Annotated in this window: 21 protein-coding genes and 1 pseudogene; 15 read left to right on the top strand and 7 right to left on the bottom strand. The window is 60.7% G+C overall.

From position 1 onward, the window contains the following. Positions 1–132: 132 nt before the first annotated feature. On the bottom strand, positions 133–438 hold the full coding sequence (locus tag E4T63_RS06460) for a DUF2288 domain-containing protein (protein ID WP_047292130.1): 306 nt from the start codon (positions 436–438) through the stop codon (positions 133–135). 351 nt (positions 439–789) lie between these two features. On the opposite strand from E4T63_RS06460, the gene E4T63_RS06455 reads away from it, so the two are divergent. The 9 genes from E4T63_RS06455 (at position 790) to E4T63_RS06415 (ending at position 8,555) form a co-directional block, all read left to right on the top strand. Further along, a complete protein-coding gene (locus E4T63_RS06455; RefSeq protein ID WP_098967574.1) occupies positions 790–1,917 on the top strand; it encodes a branched-chain amino acid ABC transporter substrate-binding protein in 1,128 nt (375 codons plus the stop codon). Positions 1,918–2,147: 230 nt separating this feature from the next. Further along, on the top strand, positions 2,148–3,071 hold the full coding sequence (gene livH / locus E4T63_RS06450) for a high-affinity branched-chain amino acid ABC transporter permease LivH (protein ID WP_027614381.1): 924 nt from the start codon (positions 2,148–2,150) through the stop codon (positions 3,069–3,071). Next, positions 3,068–4,336 (top strand): high-affinity branched-chain amino acid ABC transporter permease LivM, encoded by a 1,269-nt coding sequence (locus E4T63_RS06445; RefSeq protein WP_135295106.1) that lies wholly within the window; start codon positions 3,068–3,070, stop codon positions 4,334–4,336. The genes livH and E4T63_RS06445 overlap by 4 nt, the downstream gene beginning before the upstream one ends. Beyond that, entirely contained in the window at positions 4,333–5,100 is a 768-nt protein-coding gene (livG, locus tag E4T63_RS06440) for a high-affinity branched-chain amino acid ABC transporter ATP-binding protein LivG (RefSeq protein WP_135295105.1), read from the top strand. Before E4T63_RS06445 ends, livG begins: the two co-directional genes overlap by 4 nt. Next, entirely contained in the window at positions 5,101–5,802 is a 702-nt protein-coding gene (locus E4T63_RS06435) for an ABC transporter ATP-binding protein (RefSeq protein WP_003222380.1), read from the top strand. Positions 5,803–6,105: 303 nt separating this feature from the next. Beyond that, entirely contained in the window at positions 6,106–6,414 is a 309-nt protein-coding gene (locus E4T63_RS06430; RefSeq protein WP_027614378.1) for a BufA1 family periplasmic bufferin-type metallophore, read from the top strand. A 25-nt stretch (positions 6,415–6,439) separates the two neighbouring features. Then, the gene (gene bufB, locus E4T63_RS06425) at positions 6,440–7,327 is read left to right on the top strand and encodes an MNIO family bufferin maturase (protein ID WP_135295104.1); all 888 of its coding nucleotides are present in this window, start codon (positions 6,440–6,442) and stop codon (positions 7,325–7,327) included. Beyond that, on the top strand, positions 7,324–8,082 hold the full coding sequence (locus tag E4T63_RS06420) for an HvfC/BufC N-terminal domain-containing protein (RefSeq protein WP_135295103.1): 759 nt from the start codon (positions 7,324–7,326) through the stop codon (positions 8,080–8,082). Before bufB ends, E4T63_RS06420 begins: the two co-directional genes overlap by 4 nt. Next, on the top strand, positions 8,079–8,555 hold the full coding sequence (locus tag E4T63_RS06415) for a DoxX family protein (protein ID WP_135295102.1): 477 nt from the start codon (positions 8,079–8,081) through the stop codon (positions 8,553–8,555). The genes E4T63_RS06420 and E4T63_RS06415 overlap by 4 nt, the downstream gene beginning before the upstream one ends. Before the next feature lie 107 nt (positions 8,556–8,662). Here E4T63_RS06415 and E4T63_RS06410 read toward each other — a convergent pair whose 3' ends face one another. Further along, positions 8,663–9,577 (bottom strand): LysR family transcriptional regulator, encoded by a 915-nt coding sequence (locus E4T63_RS06410; RefSeq protein ID WP_135295101.1) that lies wholly within the window; start codon positions 9,575–9,577, stop codon positions 8,663–8,665. A gap of 103 nt (positions 9,578–9,680) precedes the next feature. On the opposite strand from E4T63_RS06410, the gene E4T63_RS06405 reads away from it, so the two are divergent. From E4T63_RS06405 to E4T63_RS06395, 3 genes and pseudogenes are all read left to right on the top strand, one after another. Further along, entirely contained in the window at positions 9,681–10,280 is a 600-nt protein-coding gene (locus tag E4T63_RS06405) for a short chain dehydrogenase (protein WP_135295100.1), read from the top strand. 59 nt (positions 10,281–10,339) lie between these two features. Beyond that, positions 10,340–10,991: pseudogene (locus E4T63_RS06400) on the top strand (COG3650 family protein). A 97-nt stretch (positions 10,992–11,088) separates the two neighbouring features. Beyond that, entirely contained in the window at positions 11,089–12,702 is a 1,614-nt protein-coding gene (locus E4T63_RS06395) for an NAD(P)/FAD-dependent oxidoreductase (RefSeq protein ID WP_135295099.1), read from the top strand. 139 nt (positions 12,703–12,841) lie between these two features. On the opposite strand, the gene E4T63_RS06390 is transcribed toward E4T63_RS06395, so the two are convergent. Further along, complete coding sequence (locus tag E4T63_RS06390; RefSeq protein WP_098967560.1) at positions 12,842–13,936, bottom strand: PLP-dependent cysteine synthase family protein; 1,095 nt, start codon at positions 13,934–13,936, stop codon at positions 12,842–12,844. A gap of 336 nt (positions 13,937–14,272) precedes the next feature. On the opposite strand from E4T63_RS06390, the gene E4T63_RS06385 reads away from it, so the two are divergent. Next, a complete protein-coding gene (locus tag E4T63_RS06385) occupies positions 14,273–15,499 on the top strand; it encodes an S-type pyocin domain-containing protein (protein WP_098967559.1) in 1,227 nt (408 codons plus the stop codon). A gap of 5 nt (positions 15,500–15,504) precedes the next feature. Then, entirely contained in the window at positions 15,505–15,762 is a 258-nt protein-coding gene (locus E4T63_RS06380) for a colicin E3-like toxin immunity protein (RefSeq protein ID WP_371917799.1), read from the top strand. Between the two features lie 71 nt (positions 15,763–15,833). Here E4T63_RS06380 and E4T63_RS06375 read toward each other — a convergent pair whose 3' ends face one another. Beyond that, positions 15,834–16,298, bottom strand: a complete 465-nt coding sequence (locus E4T63_RS06375; protein WP_007969461.1) for a glycine zipper 2TM domain-containing protein — start codon at positions 16,296–16,298, stop codon at positions 15,834–15,836. Positions 16,299–16,465: 167 nt separating this feature from the next. Between E4T63_RS06375 and E4T63_RS06370 the strand changes: the two genes are divergently transcribed. Next, entirely contained in the window at positions 16,466–16,702 is a 237-nt protein-coding gene (locus E4T63_RS06370; protein WP_096797521.1) for a hypothetical protein, read from the top strand. Between the two features lie 5 nt (positions 16,703–16,707). Here E4T63_RS06370 and pdxH read toward each other — a convergent pair whose 3' ends face one another. From pdxH to E4T63_RS06355, 3 genes are all read right to left on the bottom strand, one after another. Next, a complete protein-coding gene (pdxH, locus tag E4T63_RS06365) occupies positions 16,708–17,355 on the bottom strand; it encodes a pyridoxamine 5'-phosphate oxidase (protein ID WP_098967557.1) in 648 nt (215 codons plus the stop codon). Positions 17,356–17,379: 24 nt separating this feature from the next. Beyond that, entirely contained in the window at positions 17,380–18,516 is a 1,137-nt protein-coding gene (locus tag E4T63_RS06360; protein ID WP_135295098.1) for an OmpA family protein, read from the bottom strand. A 113-nt stretch (positions 18,517–18,629) separates the two neighbouring features. Next, positions 18,630–19,775 (bottom strand): serine hydrolase domain-containing protein, encoded by a 1,146-nt coding sequence (locus tag E4T63_RS06355; RefSeq protein WP_098967554.1) that lies wholly within the window; start codon positions 19,773–19,775, stop codon positions 18,630–18,632. Between the last annotated feature and the right edge of the window lie 107 nt (positions 19,776–19,882).

Raw genomic sequence — 19,882 nt, 5'->3', positions numbered from 1 at the left:
ACTGTTCCCGTTACGTTTACGTCACCGTGAGGCCACCCAGGCTTGTGGCCTTTCTCTACGGCAACGTGCCATCACGCTACTCGGCTACACACTTTTCGCTGATGGTCTCACGCACTACAAAGGTGCGCGAGCTCAGGCGACCGCCCTTTCCTGGATCAGAATCCACGGACTCACCACCACCGCCCACAGCGCTGGATCACGTTCGAAAATATCCAGCGCCCGCGTTTCAGACAGCTTGGCGACCTTGTCTTCGGCCAGCCAGGCGGCGACTTTCTCGCCATCATCCGAGGCCACGGCCTCGGCGGCGGCGATCAAATCCAGAGCCGGGTCGACCCACAATAGGGCACCCTTGGCGAAGAACGGCTCCAGCTCTTTCCAGGTAATAGATGCGGTTTCACCAAGCAGCTTGGCATAGAGGGTGCTAGGTTCTTGATTCATGGGACTGTCCGGAAAAGAAATCGACGCGAATGATAACGTCGGTGGTCCGGCAGAAAAACCCGGTTGCAAATGGCTTCACCGAACGAAAAGAGCAGGAACGCCAAGGAATGCTGGTGTTTGGGATATATGCCCGCGAAAGCCCCGCCGCAATTCTGTCTTTTTCATTCAAAAATGCGACACCCCCAAGTTTTGCCCCTCGGCGCCTGCTTCCCAGGCCAACAACCGGCGCTCTACACTGTACCGGTACAGTTGCCGGGGGCATTTCCGGAGGGTATCGCAAAGATATCTGACCCGGTTCTGCTGCTGCGGCGCCAGAACTCAAAAAAATTACAACAGTAAGAGTGGAGCACTATGACTAAGGCTACTAAGCAGATTTCCAAACTGTTTGCCGCTATGGTTCTGGCCGGGGTTGCCAGCCATTCGTTCGCCGCTGACACCATCAAGATCGGTATCGCCGGCCCTAAAACCGGTCCTGTAGCCCAATACGGCGACATGCAGTTCAGTGGCGCGAAAATGGCCATCGAGCAGATCAATGCCAAGGGCGGCGTCGACGGCAAGAAACTCGAAGCCGTTGAATACGATGACGCTTGCGATCCGAAACAAGCGGTAGCGGTGGCGAACAAGGTCGTCAACGACGGCGTCAAGTTCGTGGTCGGTCACCTGTGCTCCAGCTCCACTCAGCCTGCTTCGGACATCTACGAAGACGAAGGCGTCGTGATGATCACCCCGGCTGCCACCAGCCCGGACATCACCGCCCGTGGTTACAAAATGGTCTTCCGCACCATCGGTCTGGACAGCGCCCAGGGCCCTGCCGCCGGTAACTACATCGCCGACCACGTGAAGCCGAAAATCGTCGCCGTACTGCACGACAAGCAGCAATACGGTGAAGGCATCGCTACCGCAGTCAAAGCGACCCTGGAGAAGAAAGGCGTGAAAGTCGCCGTGTTCGAAGGCGTCAACGCCGGCGACAAGGACTTCTCCTCGATGATCGCCAAGCTCAAGCAAGCCAACGTCGACTTCGTCTACTACGGCGGCTACCACCCGGAGCTGGGTCTGATCCTGCGTCAATCTCAGGAAAAAGGCCTGAAAGCCAAGTTCATGGGTCCGGAAGGCGTGGGTAACGACTCCATTTCGCAGATCGCCAAAGACGCCTCCGAAGGCCTGCTGGTGACCCTGCCGAAATCCTTCGACCAGGATCCGGCCAACGTTGCCCTGGCTGATGCCTTCAAGGCGAAGAAAGAAGACCCGAGCGGCCCGTTCGTGTTCCCTTCCTACTCGGCGGTTGAAGTGATTGCCGGCGGTATCACCGCAGCCAAATCCGAAGACCCTGCCAAAGTGGCCGAAGCTATCCACGCCGGCACCTTCAAGACCCCTACCGGCGACCTGAGCTTCGACGCCAAGGGCGACCTGAAGGACTTCAAATTTGTGGTTTACGAGTGGCACTTCGGCAAACCGAAAACTGAAGTTTCGCCTCAGTAAGGCGCGCCCTGACTGACTGCCAATAAAGCCCACGGCGTGCCGTGGGCTTTGTTTTACGAATGTATGGGCCGCGCTGGCGTGATCCGCCAGTCTCCCCACCTGAAAATCTCAAAACCGTCATCAGCGGTTCGCTGGCAAAACCCGGATTCGAAGTGGATAAAGATCCACGGGGCCGGGCGGGAAAATGACTCCACCAGTGAAATGCGTATCAGGTTTTTAGGAGCGTTGTAATGCCTGACATCTATCACTTCTTCCAACAGCTGGTTAATGGCCTGACCATTGGCAGCACGTATGCCCTGATCGCCATCGGCTATACGATGGTTTACGGCATCATTGGAATGATCAACTTCGCCCACGGCGAGGTGTACATGATCGGTTCCTACGTGGCGTTCATCGCCATCGCCGGGCTGGCCATGATGGGAATCGACAACGTCCCGCTGTTGATGACCGCCGCGTTCATCGCGAGCATCGTCGTCACCAGTTCCTACGGTTACAGCATCGAACGGATCGCCTACCGCCCCCTGCGCGGCAGCAACCGTCTGATCCCGCTGATTTCCGCAATCGGTATGTCGATCTTCCTGCAGAACACGGTTCTGCTCGCGCAAGACTCCAAGGACAAATCCATCCCCAACCTGATCCCCGGCAACTTCTCCATCGGGCCAGGTGGCGCACATGAAGTGCTGATTTCCTACATGCAAATCGTGGTGTTCGTGGTGACCCTGGTCGCCATGCTCGGCCTCACGCTGTTCATCTCCCGCTCTCGCCTGGGTCGCGCCTGCCGCGCCTGCGCCGAAGACATCAAGATGGCCAACCTGCTGGGCATCAACACCAACAACATCATCGCCCTGACCTTCGTCATCGGTGCCGCGCTGGCAGCCGTTGCGGCTGTGCTGCTGAGCATGCAGTACGGCGTGATCAACCCCAACGCCGGTTTCCTCGTCGGCCTCAAGGCCTTCACCGCTGCGGTACTCGGCGGGATCGGCAGCATCCCCGGCGCGATGCTCGGCGGGCTGGTGCTCGGGGTGGCGGAAGCCTTTGGCGCCGATATCTTCGGCGACCAGTACAAGGACGTCGTGGCTTTCGGCTTGTTGGTTCTGGTGCTGTTGTTCCGTCCGACCGGCATTCTGGGCCGTCCGGAGGTTGAGAAAGTATGACTAGGAATCTTAAACAGGCACTGTTCAGTGCCTTGCTGGTGTGGGCCGTGGCCTACCCGGTACTCGGTCTGAAACTGACCATCGTCGGCATCAACCTCGAAGTGCACGGCACCAGCCCGGCCATTCTGGCGACCATCGCCGTGTGCTCGGTGCTGATGTTCCTGCGCGTGCTGTTCAACCAGCAGATCAGCAAGGCGTGGAAATCCTCGCCGGGCCTGCCGTTGATCCCGGCCAAGGCCAGCAACTTCCTGACCCTGCCGACCACCCAACGCTACATCATCATTGCGCTGATCCTCGGTGCACTGGTGTGGCCGTTCTTCGGCTCCCGTGGCGCGGTGGACATCGCCACGCTGATCCTGATCTACGTGATGCTCGGCCTCGGTCTGAACATCGTCGTCGGTCTGGCCGGTCTGCTCGACCTCGGTTACGTCGGTTTCTACGCCGTCGGCGCCTACAGCTACGCGCTGCTGTCGCACTACTACGGCCTGAGCTTCTGGATCTGCCTGCCGATTGCCGGCCTGATGGCGGCGACGTTCGGCTTCCTGCTGGGCTTCCCGGTGTTGCGTCTGCGCGGTGACTATCTGGCGATCGTGACCCTCGGTTTCGGCGAAATCATTCGTCTGTTCCTGCGTAACCTGACCGACATCACTGGTGGCCCGAACGGCATCAGCAACATCGAGAAACCGACGTTCTTCGGTCTGACCTTCGAACGTAAAGCGGCGGAAGGCATGCAAACCTTCCACGAATATTTCGGCCTCGAATACAACTCGATCAACAAGGTGATCTTCCTCTACCTGGTTGCCCTGTTGCTGGCGCTGGCAGCGCTGTTCATCATCAACCGCCTGCTGCGCATGCCGATCGGCCGTGCGTGGGAAGCGCTGCGTGAAGATGAAATCGCCTGCCGTGCGCTGGGTCTGAATCCGACGATCATCAAGCTGTCGGCGTTCACCCTGGGGGCGAGCTTCGCCGGTTTCGCCGGTAGCTTCTTCGCTGCCCGTCAGGGTCTGGTGACGCCGGAATCGTTCACCTTCATCGAGTCGGCGATCATCCTCGCCATCGTCGTGCTGGGTGGCATGGGCTCGCAACTGGGCGTGATTCTCGCGGCCGTGGTGATGATCCTGTTGCCGGAAATGATGCGTGAGTTCAGCGAATACCGGATGTTGATGTTCGGTGCGCTGATGGTGTTGATGATGATCTGGCGTCCACAAGGTCTGCTGCCGATGCAACGCCCAGAACTTAAACTAAGAGCGGAGATGCGAAAATGAGCCGCCCGATCCTTAAGGTTGAAAATCTGAGCATGCGCTTCGGCGGCTTGCTGGCGGTCAATGGCGTGGCCCTGACCGTCAAGGAAAAACAAGTGGTGGCGCTGATCGGGCCGAACGGCGCGGGCAAGACCACCGTGTTCAACTGCCTGACCGGTTTCTACCAGCCCTCGGGCGGCAGCATCCTGCTGGACGGCGAGCCGATCCAGGGCCTGCCGGGGCACAAGATTGCCCTCAAGGGCGTGGTGCGCACCTTCCAGAACGTGCGGTTGTTCAAGGACATGACGGCGGTCGAGAACCTGTTGATCGCCCAGCACCGTCACCTGAACACCAACTTCCTGTCCGGCCTGTTCAAGACCCCGGCGTTCCGCAAGAGCGAACGCGAGGCCATGGAATATGCCGAATACTGGCTGGAAAAGGTCAATCTGAAAGAGTTCGCCAACCGTACCGCCGGCACCCTGGCCTACGGTCAGCAACGCCGTCTGGAAATCGCCCGCTGCATGATGACCCGTCCGCGGATCCTCATGCTCGACGAACCGGCCGCCGGTCTGAACCCGAAGGAGACCGAAGACCTCAAGGCGCTGATCAGCGTGCTGCGTGAAGAGCACAACGTCACCGTGCTGCTGATCGAGCACGACATGAAACTGGTCATGAGCATTTCCGACCACATCGTCGTGATCAACCAGGGCACGCCTCTGGCCGACGGCACGCCGGATCAGATCCGCGACAATCCTGAAGTGATCAAAGCCTACCTGGGGGAAGCGTAAATGCTGCAGTTCGAAAACGTTTCCACCTTCTACGGCAAGATCCAGGCCCTGCACAGCGTCAACGTCGAAGTCCGTCAGGGCGAGATCGTGACCCTGATCGGCGCCAACGGTGCCGGCAAGTCCACGCTGCTGATGACGCTCTGCGGTTCGCCGCAGGCGCACAGCGGCAGCATCCGCTACATGGGTGAGGAGCTGGTCGGTCAGGACTCGTCGCAGATCATGCGCAAGAGCATCGCCGTGGTGCCGGAAGGTCGTCGGGTGTTCGCCCGGCTGACCGTCGAAGAGAACCTGTCCATGGGCGGCTTCTTCACCGACAAGGGCGACTATCAGGAGCAAATGGACAAGGTCCTCGGCCTGTTCCCGCGCCTGAAAGAACGCTTCAACCAGCGCGGCGGCACCATGTCCGGTGGCGAACAGCAGATGCTTGCCATCGGCCGTGCGCTGATGAGCAAGCCAAAACTGCTGCTGCTCGACGAGCCGTCGCTGGGCCTGGCACCGATCATCATCCAGCAGATCTTCGACATCATCGAACAGCTGCGCAAGGACGGTGTAACGGTGTTCCTGGTCGAGCAGAACGCCAACCAGGCGCTGAAAATCGCTGACCGTGCGTACGTTCTGGAGAACGGCCGCGTGGTCATGCAAGGCACCGGTGAAGCGCTGCTGACCGACCCGAAAGTGCGCGAGGCGTACCTCGGCGGTTGAGTCATTTCGCCCAATAAAAAACGGCCTTCGGGCCGTTTTTTTGTGCCTGGCAGATAGATTGAATCCAACACAGATCCCCTGTGGGAGCGGGCTTGCTCGCGAAGGTGTAGTGTCAGACGCCATTGATGTTTGATGACACACCGCCTTCGCGAGCAAGCCCGCTCCCACAGTGGATTGCAGTGTTCGAAAATCTTTTCGAAAAAACTTTGCACTGCGCTGTAACGCATCGCCATGAGCGTTCTCTAGTGGGGTAAGCAAGCGCACTTCGCTTGTAAAACCCAAGCTCAAATCTGGAGAAACATCATGACTGCTACCACTCGCACCCTGTCCGCCGCTGCACTGGTTCTGGCTCTTGGTTCCGCCCTGAGCATGACTGCCGTTTCCAGCGCCAATGCCGCCGACAACAGCAACATGGAAAAATGCTTCGGTGTGGCCATGAAGGGTCACAACGATTGCGCCGCGGGCGCGGGCACTACCTGTGCCGGCACAGCGAAGATGGACTACCAGGCCAACTCGTGGAAGTTCGTGCCAAAAGGCACCTGCACCACCACCGAGAGCAAGACCTCGCCGACCGGTTTCGGTCAGATGGAAGCCTATAAAGCCAAATCCTGAACCATTGCCTGCCCGAGTGACGCTCATGTTGACCACCAGCGAAACTGTCCCACCGCGCACTCGGGCAGCCCTCTGCGGGCTCCCGCCCCGCGCGGGGCTGGGGCTCAAGACCGGGCACTTTATTGAAGTGCTCGGCACCCAACCGGACATCGGTTTCTTTGAAGTCCACGCCGAAAACTACATGGTCGACGGCGGTCCGTTTCATCATTTTCTCGGGTTGATCCGCGAGCAGTATCCGCTGTCGCTGCACGGTGTCGGGCTGTCCATCGGGGCCGAAGGGTCGCTGGATGCTCAACACCTGCAACGCCTGAAAACGCTGATCGAGCGCTATCAACCGCAATCCTTTTCCGAACACCTGGCCTGGTCGAGCCACGGCCCGGTGTTCCTCAATGACCTGCTGCCGCTGGCGTATGACACGCCGACGCTGAACCGCGTCTGCGAACACATCGATCAAGTGCAGAACAGCCTCAAACGGCCGATGCTGCTGGAGAATCCCGCCACTTATCTGGCGTTCCAGCGCTCGACCATCGACGAGCCGGCGTTCATCACCGAGGTGATCCGCCGCAGCGGCTGTGGTCTGCTGCTCGACGTCAACAACGTCTACGTCTCGTGCGTCAATCATCAACGCGATCCACTGACCTACCTCGACGCACTGCCCTTGCACGCGGTTGGCGAGATTCATCTGGCCGGGTTCGCCGAAGATGCCGACAGCCTCGGCGACCGTTTGCTGATCGACGATCACGGCGCGCCGATTGATGACGCGGTCTGGGCGCTATACCGACAGGCGCTCGAACGCGTTGGCCCGGTGGCAACCTTGATCGAGCGGGACAATCAGGTCCCGGCGTTCAATGTGCTGCTGGCCGAGGCGCAGCAGGCCGAAGCGTTGTTGCTGCACGCTGGGAGTCGGCCATGAGCACGCAAGCCGACTTCAGCGCCGCCCTGCTCGACACTCGCCTGCCCTGCCCCGCCGGCCTGTGCAGCGCCAACGGTGCCGATCCTGCCAGCCGATTCCTGGTGTATCGCAATAACGTGCAAGGTTCGTTGATCAACGCGCTGGCCGACAGTTATCCGGTGGTGCAGCAGTTGGTCGGCGAGGAATTCTTTCGCGCCATGGCGAGCATTTTCATCCAGCAACAGCCACCGCACAGTCCGTTGATGAGCCGTTACGGCGACGGTCTGGCGGACTTCATTGACGCATTCGAACCGGCGGCCGAGGTGCCGTATCTGGCCGATGTCGCACGGCTCGAACGCTTGCGCACCCGCGCTTATCACGCCGCCGATGCCGCGACGGTCAGTGCGCAACAGATCAGCGCTGCACTGGCCGATCCGCAAACACTCGCCGAACTGGACATCACCCTGCATCCCTCGCTGCACCTGCTCGATTCGGCTTACGCGGTGGTTTCGATCTGGGCGGCGCATCAAGGAGAAGCGACGCTGGCAGGCATCGACATCCATCAAGGGCAACACGCACTGGTGCTGCGCAACGGCCTGGAGGTCGAGGTCTTTGCTCTCGATCACGGCGCCAGCGTGTTCATCCGCCATCTGCTCAATCATCGAGCGCTGCTGGACGCGGCGCAAGACAGTCCGCCCTTCGATCTGCCGCAGACGCTCGCCCTGCTGATCGGCCACAACGCCATCACCGACCTGAACACCAAGGTATCGCCATGAACAACCTCATCACTCGCGCCATCGGACTCATGGAAAAAATCCCCCACAGCCTGATCGCCTTCATCGCGCGGTTCTCGATTGCCGCAGTGTTCTGGAAGTCCGGGCAGACCAAGGTCGAGGGGCTGGCCATCGACTTGATCGACGGCACCGTTCAACTCGGCTGGCCACGCTTGGCGGACTCGACGATTCCGTTGTTCCAGAGCGAATACCACGTACCGCTGCTGTCACCGGAAATCGCCGCGCACATGGCGGCGTTTGCCGAACACTTCTTTCCGGTGCTGATATTGATCGGCTTCGCCACGAGGTTTTCAGCGCTGGCGCTACTGGGCATGACGCTGGTGATCGAGGTGTTCGTCTATCCCGATGCCTACCCGACCCACGGCACTTGGGCGGCGGTGTTGCTGTACCTGATGGCGACCGGACCGGGGAAATTGTCGATCGATCACCTGATCGCACGACGTTTTGCCAGCTGACCACAAACTGTAGGAGTGAGCCTGCTCGCGATAGCGGTAATCCAGCCAACATTTCTGTTGAATTTGCTTACGCAATCGCGAGCAGGCTCACTCCTACAGGAAATGAGTTAGCGCTGAAGGCGATCCAGCGCCTCGCCGCTGCGTTTGAACCAGCCAATCAGATAATCCGCCAGCACTTGCGTGCGTTTGGGCAAACCGCCCTGGTATGGGTGCACCAGATACATCGGCATCCGGCGCGTCTGAAAATCGCGCAGCAGCCAGCGCAACCGGCCATCAGCCAACTCCGTTTGCAGCAGGTACGACGGCAATCGTGCGATACCGGCGCCGGCCAGTGCGGCTTTCTTCAGCAGGTTGTAATGGTTGCTGGCGAACGGCCCCGACACCCGCACCCGCAGCAATTCGTGCTGTTGGTGATACAGCCATTCCTCGCGACCACTGTAGTGGCTGTTGAGCAGGCAGCGGTGTTCGGCCAGCTCCTGCGGGGTCAGCGGTTCGCCGAACTGTTCTAGATACGCCGGGCTGGCGCAGGTCATTTCCTGCCACGCCAGCAGCGGCTTGGCCACCAGCCGCTCGTCATTGGCCACCTCGGAGCGAATCGCCAGATCGAAGCCATCCCGAGACAGGTCGCGATAGTGGTTGTTCAGCTCCAGCTCGATCTGCACCTCGGGGTATTGCTGCGAGAACTCCAGCAGCAAGCCATCGAAAAACGTTTCCCCCAGCGACACCGGCACCGTCATCCGCACCGGCCCGGCCATGTCGTCTTTCAAACGCGCCAATGCCTGCCGCGCGCGCTCCACCTGGACGACCAGCGCCTGCGCCTGTGGCAGCAAAGCGGCGCCGGCGGCAGTCAGGCTCAGACGGCGCGTCGTGCGTTGCAGCAACACCACGGAAAACTGTGCTTCCAGCTGACTGATGCGTTTGGACAACTGGCCCTTGCTGCAACCCAGTTGCTGCGCCGCCAGGGTAAAACTGCCGGCCTCGATCAATACCGCAAACGCCGCCAGATCATCCATTTCGCTCATGGATTGTTTCCATTTGAAAACCAAAGGTTGCCTATTAGTGCGCTTATCCGCAGAAAAAACCACTCTAGACTGAAACCTCGTTCAACCCATTGAGGAACAGCCCATGAAGATTCTGTTGATCGGTGCCGCCGGCACCATCGGTTCGGCCGTGGACAAAGAGCTGAGCCAGCGTCACGAAGTCATCCGTATCGGTCGCAACAGCGGCGATTTCCAGGTGGACATCAGCGACAGCGCATCGATTCGCAAGCTGTTCGAGCAGACCGGCAAGTTCGACGCGCTGATCTGTGCCGCCGGTAACGTGACCTTCGCCCCACTCGGCGAGATGAACGCTGACAGTTTCGCTTTGGGCCTGAAAGACAAGCTGATGGGCCAGGTCAACCTGCTGCTGATCGGCCGCGAATACGCCAACGACGGTGCCTCGTTCACCTTCACCACCGGCGTGCTCAGCCACGACCCGATCCGCACCGGCGCCTCGGCGGCACTGGTCAATGGCGCCCTGGACAGCTTCGTCAAAGCGGCCGCCATCGAATTGCCGCGAGGCCTGCGCGTCAACTCGATCAGCCCGACCGTGCTGCTGGAAGCGATGGGCAGCTATGCCCCCTACTTCCGTGGCTACAAGCCGGTTCCGGCAGCCGATGTGGCATTGGCCTACGCGAAAAGTGTCGAAGGCCTGCAAACCGGTCAGACCTTTCACGTAGGCTAAACCCTTGTGATCAACGGTCAGCCTGCGTAACGTGGCGGCACTTGTCTGGAGAGCCGAAGATGCGTGTTGCCCGTTCGTTGATCGTTGTTGCCCTGCTGCCGTTGTTCGCCGCCTGCCAATTGCTCGATGGCCCGCGTGAGAGCGCGTCCCACGTCGGGCAGACCCGGATGCAGGGGCAGTTGACGGCAGCCGAGGGCAAACTGGTGTTCCAGCCGTGTGGCGAACAGCGTCAGTACGTGGTCAACGACATCGGCGGCACCAGCGTGCTGCAAGAGGCTGCGACCCTCGCCGATCAGCAGGGCAAGCTGTTTGCCGATGTGCGCGGGAGGATCGCCGGCGACCGCCTCGACCTTGGCCAGTTGTATCGCGTCGAGCGCTCCGGCACCGCGTGCGATGACCCGAATTTCAAACTGTTGATCCTGCGTGCCGCCGGCCACGGTCCCGAATGGAACGTCAAAGTCAGCGGCAAGGGCATGGTCATCGACCGCGAAGGCCAGCCGGCACTGGCCGTGCCGTATGTCGAGGAGCAACTGGGGCGGCCGCTTCAACCTGAGCAGCGAAGCCAACAACCAGCGCATCGAGTTGTGGGTCGCGCCGCAGCGCTGCGTCGACAGCAGCACCGGCAGCGTGCAGCACATGAGCGCCGAGCTGCGCATCGACGGCAAGGTCGAGCGTGGTTGCGGGTATTTCGGCGGATCGCGCAACGACTGAGCGTTTTAGCCTCACCGGATCCGGCCTTTGCGGCTTATAATCGCGGCCTTCAAACGCCCTGGCGCAGTTGTGCGCCCCGCGAATCCGGATCCTCGCCATGTTACGAATCACCGAACTCAAGCTGCCAATCGACCATCCCGAAGAAGACCTGCGTGCTGCCATCGTGCAGCGCCTGGGCATCGCCAGCGATGACTTGCTCGATTTCACCTTGTTCAAGCGCAGCTACGACGCGCGAAAAAAGTCCTCCGAACTGTGCTTCATCTACACCATCGACCTCAACGTGCGCGACGAGGCCAAGGTGCTGGGCAAGTTCGCCGACGACCGTAACGTCAACGTGGCGCCGGATGTCAGCTACAAATTCGTCGGTCAGGCGCCGAGCGACCTGAGCCAGCGCCCGATCGTGGTCGGTTTCGGCCCGTGCGGGATTTTCGCCGGCCTGCTGCTGGCGCAGATGGGCTTCAAGCCGATCATCCTCGAGCGCGGCACCGAAGTTCGTCAGCGCACCAAGGACACCTGGGGCCTGTGGCGTAAAAGCGTGCTCAACCCCGAGTCCAACGTGCAGTTCGGCGAAGGCGGCGCGGGCACCTTCTCCGACGGCAAGCTGTACAGCCAGATCAAGGATCCGAAGTTCCTCGGCCGCAAAGTCCTGCACGAATTCGTCAAGGCCGGTGCGCCGGAAGAAATCCTCTACGTTAGCAAACCGCACATCGGTACGTTCCGTCTGACCGGCATGGTCGAGACCATGCGTGAAGAGATCCGCGCCCTGGGCGGCGAAGTACGCTTCCAGGAGCGCGTCACCGATGTGCTGATCGAAGACGGCCAACTGGTCGGCGTCGAACTGGCGAGCGGCGAAACCCTGCATTCGAAACACGTGGTTCTGGCCCTTGGTCACAGTGCCCGTGACACCTTCCGCATGCTCCACAGCCGTGGCGTGTTCATGGAAGCCAAGCCGTTCTCGGTGGGTTTCCGCATCGAGCACCCTCAGTCGCTGATCGACCGTGCGCGGTTGGGCAAGTACGCCGGCCACCCCAAATTGGGCGCTGCCGACTACAAACTGGTGCACCACGCCAAGAACGGCCGTTCGGTCTACAGCTTCTGCATGTGCCCGGGCGGCACCGTGGTTGCAGCGACCTCCGAGCCGAACCGCGTGGTCACCAACGGCATGAGCCAGTACTCGCGTAACGAGCGTAACGCCAACTCCGGGATCGTCGTCGGCATCACCCCGGAAGTCGATTACCCGGGCGGCCCGCTGGCCGGGATCGAGTTGCAGGAGCGTCTGGAATCCCACGCGTTCATCCTCGGCGGCAGCGACTACAAGGCCCCGGCGCAACTGGTCGGCGACTTCATCAACGGCACCCCGTCCACCGAACTGGGCGAAGTCGAGCCGTCGTACAAACCGGGCGTGGCCCTGGGCGACCTGGCCCTGGCGCTGCCGGACTTTGCCATCGAAGCGATTCGTGAAGCGTTGCCGGCGTTCGAGAAACAGATTCGCGGCTACTCGCTGCACGATGCGGTGTTGACCGGGATCGAAACCCGCACCTCGTCGCCGCTGCGCATCACGCGTAACGAGTCGCTGCAGAGCATGAACGTCAAAGGTCTGTTCCCGGCGGGTGAAGGTGCGGGTTATGCCGGTGGGATTCTGTCGGCGGGGGTCGACGGGATTCGGATTGCCGAGGCCGTGGCGCGGGACATTCTTGGTCTGGAAGCCTGATACATCTGTCTTGAAGTAACACCAACCTCCTGTGGGAGCGGGCTTGCTCGCGAAGGCGCTGTGTCAGTCGACGACAATGTTGACTGACACAGCGCCTTCGCGAGCAAGCCCGCTCCCACATTGGTTTCCGAGTCTGGCTTTAGATATTTGCGCGCAGCACTGTGGTTGGCAGCGCCTCACCCCGTTCGGCACTCGCCGCCACCGCCGCAATCAATCCCTCCAGCTCATAGCCCTGCGCCTTCAGCCAGCCCTGATCGTAATAGGTGTCGGCATAGCGCTCGCCGCCATCGCACAGAATCGCCACGATCGACCCCGACTCCCCCGCCGCTTTCATCTGCTGCGCCGCCATCAGCGCGCCGATCAGGTTGGTGCCGCTCGACCCGCCGACATGCCGTCCCAGACGCTGCGCCAGATAATGCATGGCCGCCAGCGACAAGGCGTCCGGCACCTTGACCATCGCATCGATAACCTTGGGCAGGAACGACGCTTCCACCCGAGGCCGGCCAATGCCTTCGATCCGCGAACCGCAGTCCAGACGCAGGCTCGCGTCTCCGGTCTGGTAATAATCGAAGAACACCGAGCGCTCGGCGTCGGCGCACAGCACCCGGGTGCAATGCTGGCGGTAACGCACGTAACGACCGAGGGTCGCGGTGGTGCCGCCGGTGCCGGGGCTGGAAATCAGCCAGCTCGGTTCCGGGTGTTTCTCGAAACGCATCTGCTGGAAGATCGACTCGGCGATGTTGTTGTTCGCCCGCCAGTCGGTGGCCCGCTCGGCGTAGGTGAACTGGTCGATGAAGTGGCCGCCATGCTCGCGGGCCAGACGTTCGGATTCGGCGTAAATCTGCGTCGGATCTTTCACCAGATGGCTCTGACCACCGTAGAAGGCGATCTGCGCGATCTTCTCTTTCGAGGTGGTCGCCGGCATCACCGCAATGAACGGCAAACCGAGCATGCGCGCGAAATACGCCTCGGAAATCGCCGTCGAACCGCTGGACGCCTCGATCACCGGCGCGCCGGGTTTGAGCCACCCGTTACACAACGCATACAGGAACAACGACCGCGCCAGACGATGTTTGAGGCTGCCGGTGGGATGGCTGGATTCGTCCTTGAAGTACAGCTCAATTCCCGCAAAACCTGGCAGCGGCAAGGGGATCAGATGGGTGTCGGCGCTGCGCTGGAAGTCCGCTTCGATGATGCGGATGGCTTCGCGGGCCCACTGGCGGTTGTCACTCATGGTCATGCTCTCGTTGAGTCGGGCAGGAGTAGCCTTGTCACAGGCTCAGTCCCCCAGCATAGGAAAAAACCGGCAAGGCTCACAGATACAGCTGAGGCTCAATTCATCCACCAACTGCCAGGTTCTGGGCAAATGGGTATCAGGCTTTTGCTGTAATTGCGCAGAACCTATCCCCCCGTTCTTTGAACTGAAGCGGCCTGCTCGCCCCCCTGCCTGACAAATAGCGAACAATCCGCACTTAATCAAAGATCCGTCCTACAGCCAGCATTTGTCCGCTTCGTTAACGTCGCACAGCCCTTTAGAAGGGTTGTCGATGGATGAACGAAAGGACGCTCAGTGGCTCGCAACAAGGACATTCCCCGGGTCCCCAACCCGCCGGCGGGCGACGGTCATCACGTCACCTGGCGCTACATGACGGCCACTGAACTGGCCGAGCGCGACGCCCGACAAAATGCATACGACGCCATGCTGGCGCGGCAGGAGGCCTTCGAACGCAGTCGAGAGGTTGCGGCGAAAAAGCCTGATCCCGTACGCGCCGGGTGCGTGTTCGCCAAGTCCTGCAAATTGCCGGACGCGATCATCGATTACTCGAATTCTTCGGGGATGGTACCCACCGACAGCCTGAAAGATTACGGAGATCTGGCCCTGCTCGGCGGCCGTGAAGCCGATGACAGCGGCGGCGTTCCACTCAAGAAAATCAGCGGCACTGCCATCCCGGCAGGCCTGGGCACCTTCGCCCTTGCGGGTGAGGCGTTCAAGGCATTGCCCGCCATCGCTTCCGCCGCCGTAGTGACCCCTTTGGTCGGGCTGGTGGCGTTGCTCATGCCATCGAACCTGGGCGACAGCGCCCTCTACACCGAAGACCAGTTGCTCGCCCTCAGACAGGCTCGAACCCGCGTGCGCCTACATGTCGAACAACAGGCCGACGGCAGCCTCAAGGGTTATGGTTTCTACACCGGCAAGAATCGCGACTGGGAAATGGTCGATGTCGCGCAGTTCACCGCACGTGATAACCGCTTTGTCGCAGACCTCGGCGAAGGCATCGAACTGATCTGGACGCCCGCCGTGGACGGCTCCGACATCCTCGGCATCCCCGCGCTGGAGGCCGCTCCGCAGGCACCGCATATCTGGGTGTACCCACCAACGAAAGCGGCGGACGGGATTCTGGTGAATCCGGTTTATCCGCCGGAGTATCGGGATTTCATTCTGGTGTTTCCGGCGGATTCGGGGGTTCGGCCTCTATACATCGTGGTCAACACCTCGCGCAAAGGCTTACCACCAGCAGGACACAGCTATCATAAACCTCCGAAAGCAGAGGAAATTACCGCGTTTCCCGGCCTGAAAAAGGCACAGAAAATGAATCCCGTACAAGGAGGTGGCGGACTTCGGGAGCGATGGAAGGATGCAAAAGGCAGGAGAATTTATGAGTGGGACTCGATGCACGGCGAGTTGGAAGTTTACCGTGCAAGTGACGGAACTCACCTAGGCGCTTTTGACCCTTTTACAGGAGAGCGACGAGAAGACCCGAAAGATGAAAGAAGCATCAGAAAAAAATACTTGTGAGGGTGATGATGGGATTAAAACTAAGGCTGGAGTGGTACGACAAGCAAACCCATCTATGCGAGGGCGAAGAATATTCCGAGGATTTAGGCGACGATGAAACCGTTTTGAATGCCTTGGGTATACCGGTGGAAAACAACATTAATAATGGCGGCTTCAACGTACTCGAAAGTTGGAAACCTGTCCTTCAACCTTACTTTCAAAATAATATTTCCCTAACGACTTACGACTATCAAATTTCGTTCGACTACAGCGACGTCTGGTAAGCGGCACCTCAGATCATAAAAAACCCCGACCAGTCACCTGATCGGGGTTTTTCTTTACCGCTCGTTGTCGCTTAGTGCGAAACGCGGCTGGTGCCACCGACGGTGGAGATGCGTACGCGCTCACCAACACGGAACACTTCGTTTTCCTGAACCTGTTGCACGTAGGCGCGCATGCTGCCGTCGTCTTCGCGCACGGTGATTTCCACGCCCTGGGTGCGGGTCAGGCCTTCTTCAGTCGCGGAACCGATCAGACCACCGGCCACAGCACCGATGACCGCCGCGACGATGCTGCCTTTGCCGCCACCGATGGCGCTGCCGCCGACACCGCCGACCACTGCGCCTGCAGCGCCGCCGATCGGGGTCTTGGTGCCTTCGATTTTCACCGGACGCAGGGATTCGATGGTGCCCATGCGAATCGTCTGCACACGACGCGCTTCGTCACGGGAGTAGGAGTCACCGGTCAGGCTCGACTGGCAGCCGGTCAGCAACATCGCCATCGTGGAAAAGGAAGCAACCAGCAGAACAGACTTACGCATAGCATCAACTCCAAAAGAACATGTGTTCATTAAACCCCGCTGCTTGACGCCTGTCACGACGCAGCCCGGATAAACTTGATTTTATTCAGGCCCGGTACAGGCACCTGCAAACTCACCCAACAGTAGCGCCAAATCGCTCAATCCGCCCTGCCGACCCAAGGATTTTCATGGATTACCTGATCATTTTCGTCACCACCGTCGCCGGTCTGTACTTCCATTGGTGGCTGTACGTGCGGATCAAACGCTGGATGGATCGTGATCTGGCCCTGTCGCTGGCGGGCAAGGATGAAGACAAACGCGCCTTCATGCTGGAACGACTGGCCGATGCCCGCGTGCAGAAGATCAAGCGTCGGGACCTGCCGAAGTGGCTTGAGGCCGCTGCGGCAGGCTATCCCGCTCGGTAGACTGCTCAGGGCGCCAGACGTTCAAGAATCCAGTTGGCGCCCTGCTGACGGTAGTTCAGGCGATCGTGCAGACGACTTGGACGGCCCTGCCAGAACTCGATGCGCTCAGGCAGCAGGCGGTAACCGCCCCAATGTTCCGGGCAGTCGGGCTGGGTGTCGCTGAAGCGCTGTTCAGTCGCCTTGAGCAGATCTTCCAGCTCGCCGCGCCCGTTGATCACCCGGCTCTGCGGTGAGGCCCAGGCGCCGAGCCGGCTGCCCAGCGGTCGCACCTGATAATACGCGTCGGACTCTTGCGGCGTGACCTTGACCACCCGCCCTTCGATGCGCACCTGGCGCTCCAGGGTTGGCCAGAAAAATGTCATGGCCGCGAAAGGATTCGCCGCCAGATGCTGGCCCTTGGCGCTGTCGTAGTTGGTGAAAAAGGTGAAGCCCTGCGCGTCCAGGCCCTTGAGCAGCAGAATGCGGCAATGCGGTCGACCGTCCGCATCGACCGTGGCCAGGGTCATGGCGTTGGCCTCCACCGGTGCCTGTTCGGTTTTTACCGCGTCGGCAAACCATTGGTGGAACAGCGCAAACGGCTCGCCCGGGGCTTGCGCCTCGGTCAGTCCGTCCCGGGTGTAATCACGACGCATATCTGCCAGAGCCTGGGTCATGGCGCATTCCTTTTCGTTAGCGGATCACTGCTTGGCAGTATCGGTGGCGGCGACTTTCTTGTCAGCCGTTGCTGCTTTGGCTGGAGCGGTTTTCTTGGCAGGAGCTTTCGCCGGAGCCTTGGTTGCCGCCTTCTTCGCAGGTGCCTTGGCCGCCGCTTTCTTCGCTGGTGCCTTTTTGCTCGCAGGCACCGCAGCTTTCGCCGCTGCCGGCGCCGGGGTTACCGGTTTGGCTGCAGGCTTGACGTCCTGTGCGGCAAGCATCGTGGTCGGTGCCGGCGCCGGCATGTTGTACTTGCTCAGCAGCGCAACCATGGTGTTCTGCGGGGTCACCAGCAGTTCGACGCGACGGTTCAGGGCACGGCCTTCGGCGCTGTCGTTGGCCGCACGCGGGGCATCGCCACCCATGCCACGCAGCATCAGGCGATCACGCTGCAAGCCGCTCAAGCGGAAGATCGCCGCTACGGACTGGGCGCGCTCCTGGCTGAGTTTGACGTTGGCCGGCGCGGCACCGGTGTTGTCGCTGTGACCAAGCACCAGGACTGCGGTTTTCGGGTCAGCTTCGAGGATTTTCGCGACATTGGTGAACGGGCTGAGGGTCACCGGCAGCAGCATCGCTGGACGCTTCGGGTTGAACGAGCCTTCAACCGGCGCGATCACCACCAGCACGTTGTCACGGCGCTCAAGTTGCAGATTGCTGTCCTTGATCGCTGCACGCAGACGTGGCTCGTAGTCATCCAGCCAGGCCTGGGTGACTTTCGGGTCAGGCATCGGCACCACTTTGGCAGTCGATTGATCCTTGCCGCCGAACGGCCACCACCACTTCGTGCCGGTGTCGGCATCGGCCTTGGCCACTACCGCCGGTTTGGCTTCGGGTTTGACTTCGGGTTTCACCTCGGCTTTGGCCGCCGCATCATCGGAACCGCCGAACGGCCAGTACCAGTGGCTGCTGCTTTCAGTCTTGGCCACAGGTGCGGTCGCGGCAGGTTTGAGCGGCGCCGGGGCTGCGGCAGGAGCCGGGGCTGGGGCCGGCTCTTTGGCCGCCACTTTGTCGGAGGAACCGAACGGCCACCAGCTACCGCCGTCCGCATCGTTTTTAGGAGTCTGTGCACAACCGGTGATCGCAACACACAGGGCCAGGGCGAGAGTTTTTTTGGATGACATTGAAAATCCACAAAGTGAAGTAATGAAAAATCAGAGCTCTTTTGCCCGGATAAACTGACGCTTTGAATCGAAAAACCGGATCTGGTTCCAACCCTGGAACCTCATGTAAAGCTTTACAGACAAGTGGCAAGTACCCGCGCCAGTTGCTGCGCACGCGGATCCATCAAGACGTACGGCCCAAGGGTATTTGTCACAAAACCGAACGCGACATCGTGCTCGGGATCAGCAAAACCCACTGAACCGCCCGCCCCCGGATGACCAAACGCCCGCGGGCCGAGGCCGTAGGTGGCGTTCGCCATGTCCGGTTGATCGAGCATGCAGCCCAGACCGAAGCGGGTGCGGGTCAGCAGGGTCTTGTCCTCGCCGTAGCTGTGTTCGCGGGTCAGCTCTTCGAGCATTTCGCTTTCAAGCAGGCTGCCGTCGAGCAAACCGGCGTAGAAACCGGCCAGGCTGCGCGCGTTGCCGTGACCGTTGGCGGCCGGCTGCTGCATGCGGCGCCATTCCGGTTTGTTGGTGCTGGTGAGCACCGACGGCGGATTGGTGAAGGCGCGAGTGGTCATGGCGGTCGGTTCGCGCATGGTCACTTGCAACAGGCGCTGGGCCGCGGCATCGCCGACGTTGCCCTTGCCCCGTGCAATATGCGCCACGCGGTGGAACTCTTCGTCAGCCAGGCCGACATGGAAATCCAGCCCCAGCGGCTTGGCGACACGGGCGACGATCGACTCGCCCGGCCCGCGACCGTCAGCGCGACGCAGCAACTCGCCGACCAGCCAGCCGTAGGTGATGGCGGCATAACCGTGGCCGGTACCCGGCGTCCACCACGGCGCTTCGGCCGCGAGGGCATCAACCATGGTTTGCCATTCGTAAAGGGCAGCGGGCGCCAGCAACTCGCGCAGGGCCGGCAGACCGGCCTGATGGCAGAGCAATTGGCGCAAAGTGACGGATTCTTTGCCGGCAGCCGCGAATTCCGGCCAGTAGCGGGCAACCGGTGCATCCAGTTGCAGTTTGCCTTCGGCCACCAGTTGCAACGCCGTGACCGCAGTGAACGTCTTGGTGCAGGAAAACAGGTTGGCGATGGTGTCGCTGTGCCAGGCTTCGGTTCCGTCCTTGTCGGCCGTACCGGACCAGAGGTCGAGGACGGTTTCTCCGCCGACCTTGATGCACAGGGCTGCGCCGCGTTCCTGGGGATCGTCGAACAGTGCCGCGAAAGCCTCGCGCACCGCTTCGAATTGAAGCTCGTAATGTCCCTGAATCTGCACCCGCAACTCCCCCGCGAAAACGCTCTACAAAGTGGCCCGCATTGTTCCAGCCCTTGAGGGATTTGGGAACAGCTGCGGGCCGGACGGTTGAATGATGCGGTGACGCG

Source organism: Pseudomonas fluorescens (genome assembly GCF_004683905.1).
Classification (GTDB): Bacteria; Pseudomonadota; Gammaproteobacteria; order Pseudomonadales; family Pseudomonadaceae; genus Aquipseudomonas; species Aquipseudomonas putida_A.
This window is presented reverse-complemented; position numbering and strand designations above follow the sequence as displayed.

Coding starts and splice junctions, on each gene's coding strand:
- E4T63_RS06415 (WP_135295102.1), top strand. CDS start 8,079: ATGAACAACCTCATCACTCGCGCCATCGGACTCATGGAAAAAATCCCC.
- E4T63_RS06395 (WP_135295099.1), top strand. CDS start 11,089: ATGTTACGAATCACCGAACTCAAGCTGCCAATCGACCATCCCGAAGAA.
- E4T63_RS06390 (WP_098967560.1), bottom strand. CDS start 13,936: ATGAGTGACAACCGCCAGTGGGCCCGCGAAGCCATCCGCATCATCGAA.
- pdxH (WP_098967557.1), bottom strand. CDS start 17,355: ATGACCCAGGCTCTGGCAGATATGCGTCGTGATTACACCCGGGACGGA.
- bufB (WP_135295104.1), top strand. CDS start 6,440: ATGTTGACCACCAGCGAAACTGTCCCACCGCGCACTCGGGCAGCCCTC.
- E4T63_RS06360 (WP_135295098.1), bottom strand. CDS start 18,516: ATGTCATCCAAAAAAACTCTCGCCCTGGCCCTGTGTGTTGCGATCACC.
- E4T63_RS06370 (WP_096797521.1), top strand. CDS start 16,466: ATGGATTACCTGATCATTTTCGTCACCACCGTCGCCGGTCTGTACTTC.
- E4T63_RS06460 (WP_047292130.1), bottom strand. CDS start 438: ATGAATCAAGAACCTAGCACCCTCTATGCCAAGCTGCTTGGTGAAACC.
- E4T63_RS06410 (WP_135295101.1), bottom strand. CDS start 9,577: ATGAGCGAAATGGATGATCTGGCGGCGTTTGCGGTATTGATCGAGGCC.
- E4T63_RS06405 (WP_135295100.1), top strand. CDS start 9,681: ATGAAGATTCTGTTGATCGGTGCCGCCGGCACCATCGGTTCGGCCGTG.
- E4T63_RS06430 (WP_027614378.1), top strand. CDS start 6,106: ATGACTGCTACCACTCGCACCCTGTCCGCCGCTGCACTGGTTCTGGCT.
- E4T63_RS06435 (WP_003222380.1), top strand. CDS start 5,101: ATGCTGCAGTTCGAAAACGTTTCCACCTTCTACGGCAAGATCCAGGCC.
- E4T63_RS06375 (WP_007969461.1), bottom strand. CDS start 16,298: ATGCGTAAGTCTGTTCTGCTGGTTGCTTCCTTTTCCACGATGGCGATG.
- E4T63_RS06420 (WP_135295103.1), top strand. CDS start 7,324: ATGAGCACGCAAGCCGACTTCAGCGCCGCCCTGCTCGACACTCGCCTG.
- livH (WP_027614381.1), top strand. CDS start 2,148: ATGCCTGACATCTATCACTTCTTCCAACAGCTGGTTAATGGCCTGACC.
- E4T63_RS06380 (WP_371917799.1), top strand. CDS start 15,505: ATGATGGGATTAAAACTAAGGCTGGAGTGGTACGACAAGCAAACCCAT.
- E4T63_RS06455 (WP_098967574.1), top strand. CDS start 790: ATGACTAAGGCTACTAAGCAGATTTCCAAACTGTTTGCCGCTATGGTT.
- E4T63_RS06445 (WP_135295106.1), top strand. CDS start 3,068: ATGACTAGGAATCTTAAACAGGCACTGTTCAGTGCCTTGCTGGTGTGG.
- livG (WP_135295105.1), top strand. CDS start 4,333: ATGAGCCGCCCGATCCTTAAGGTTGAAAATCTGAGCATGCGCTTCGGC.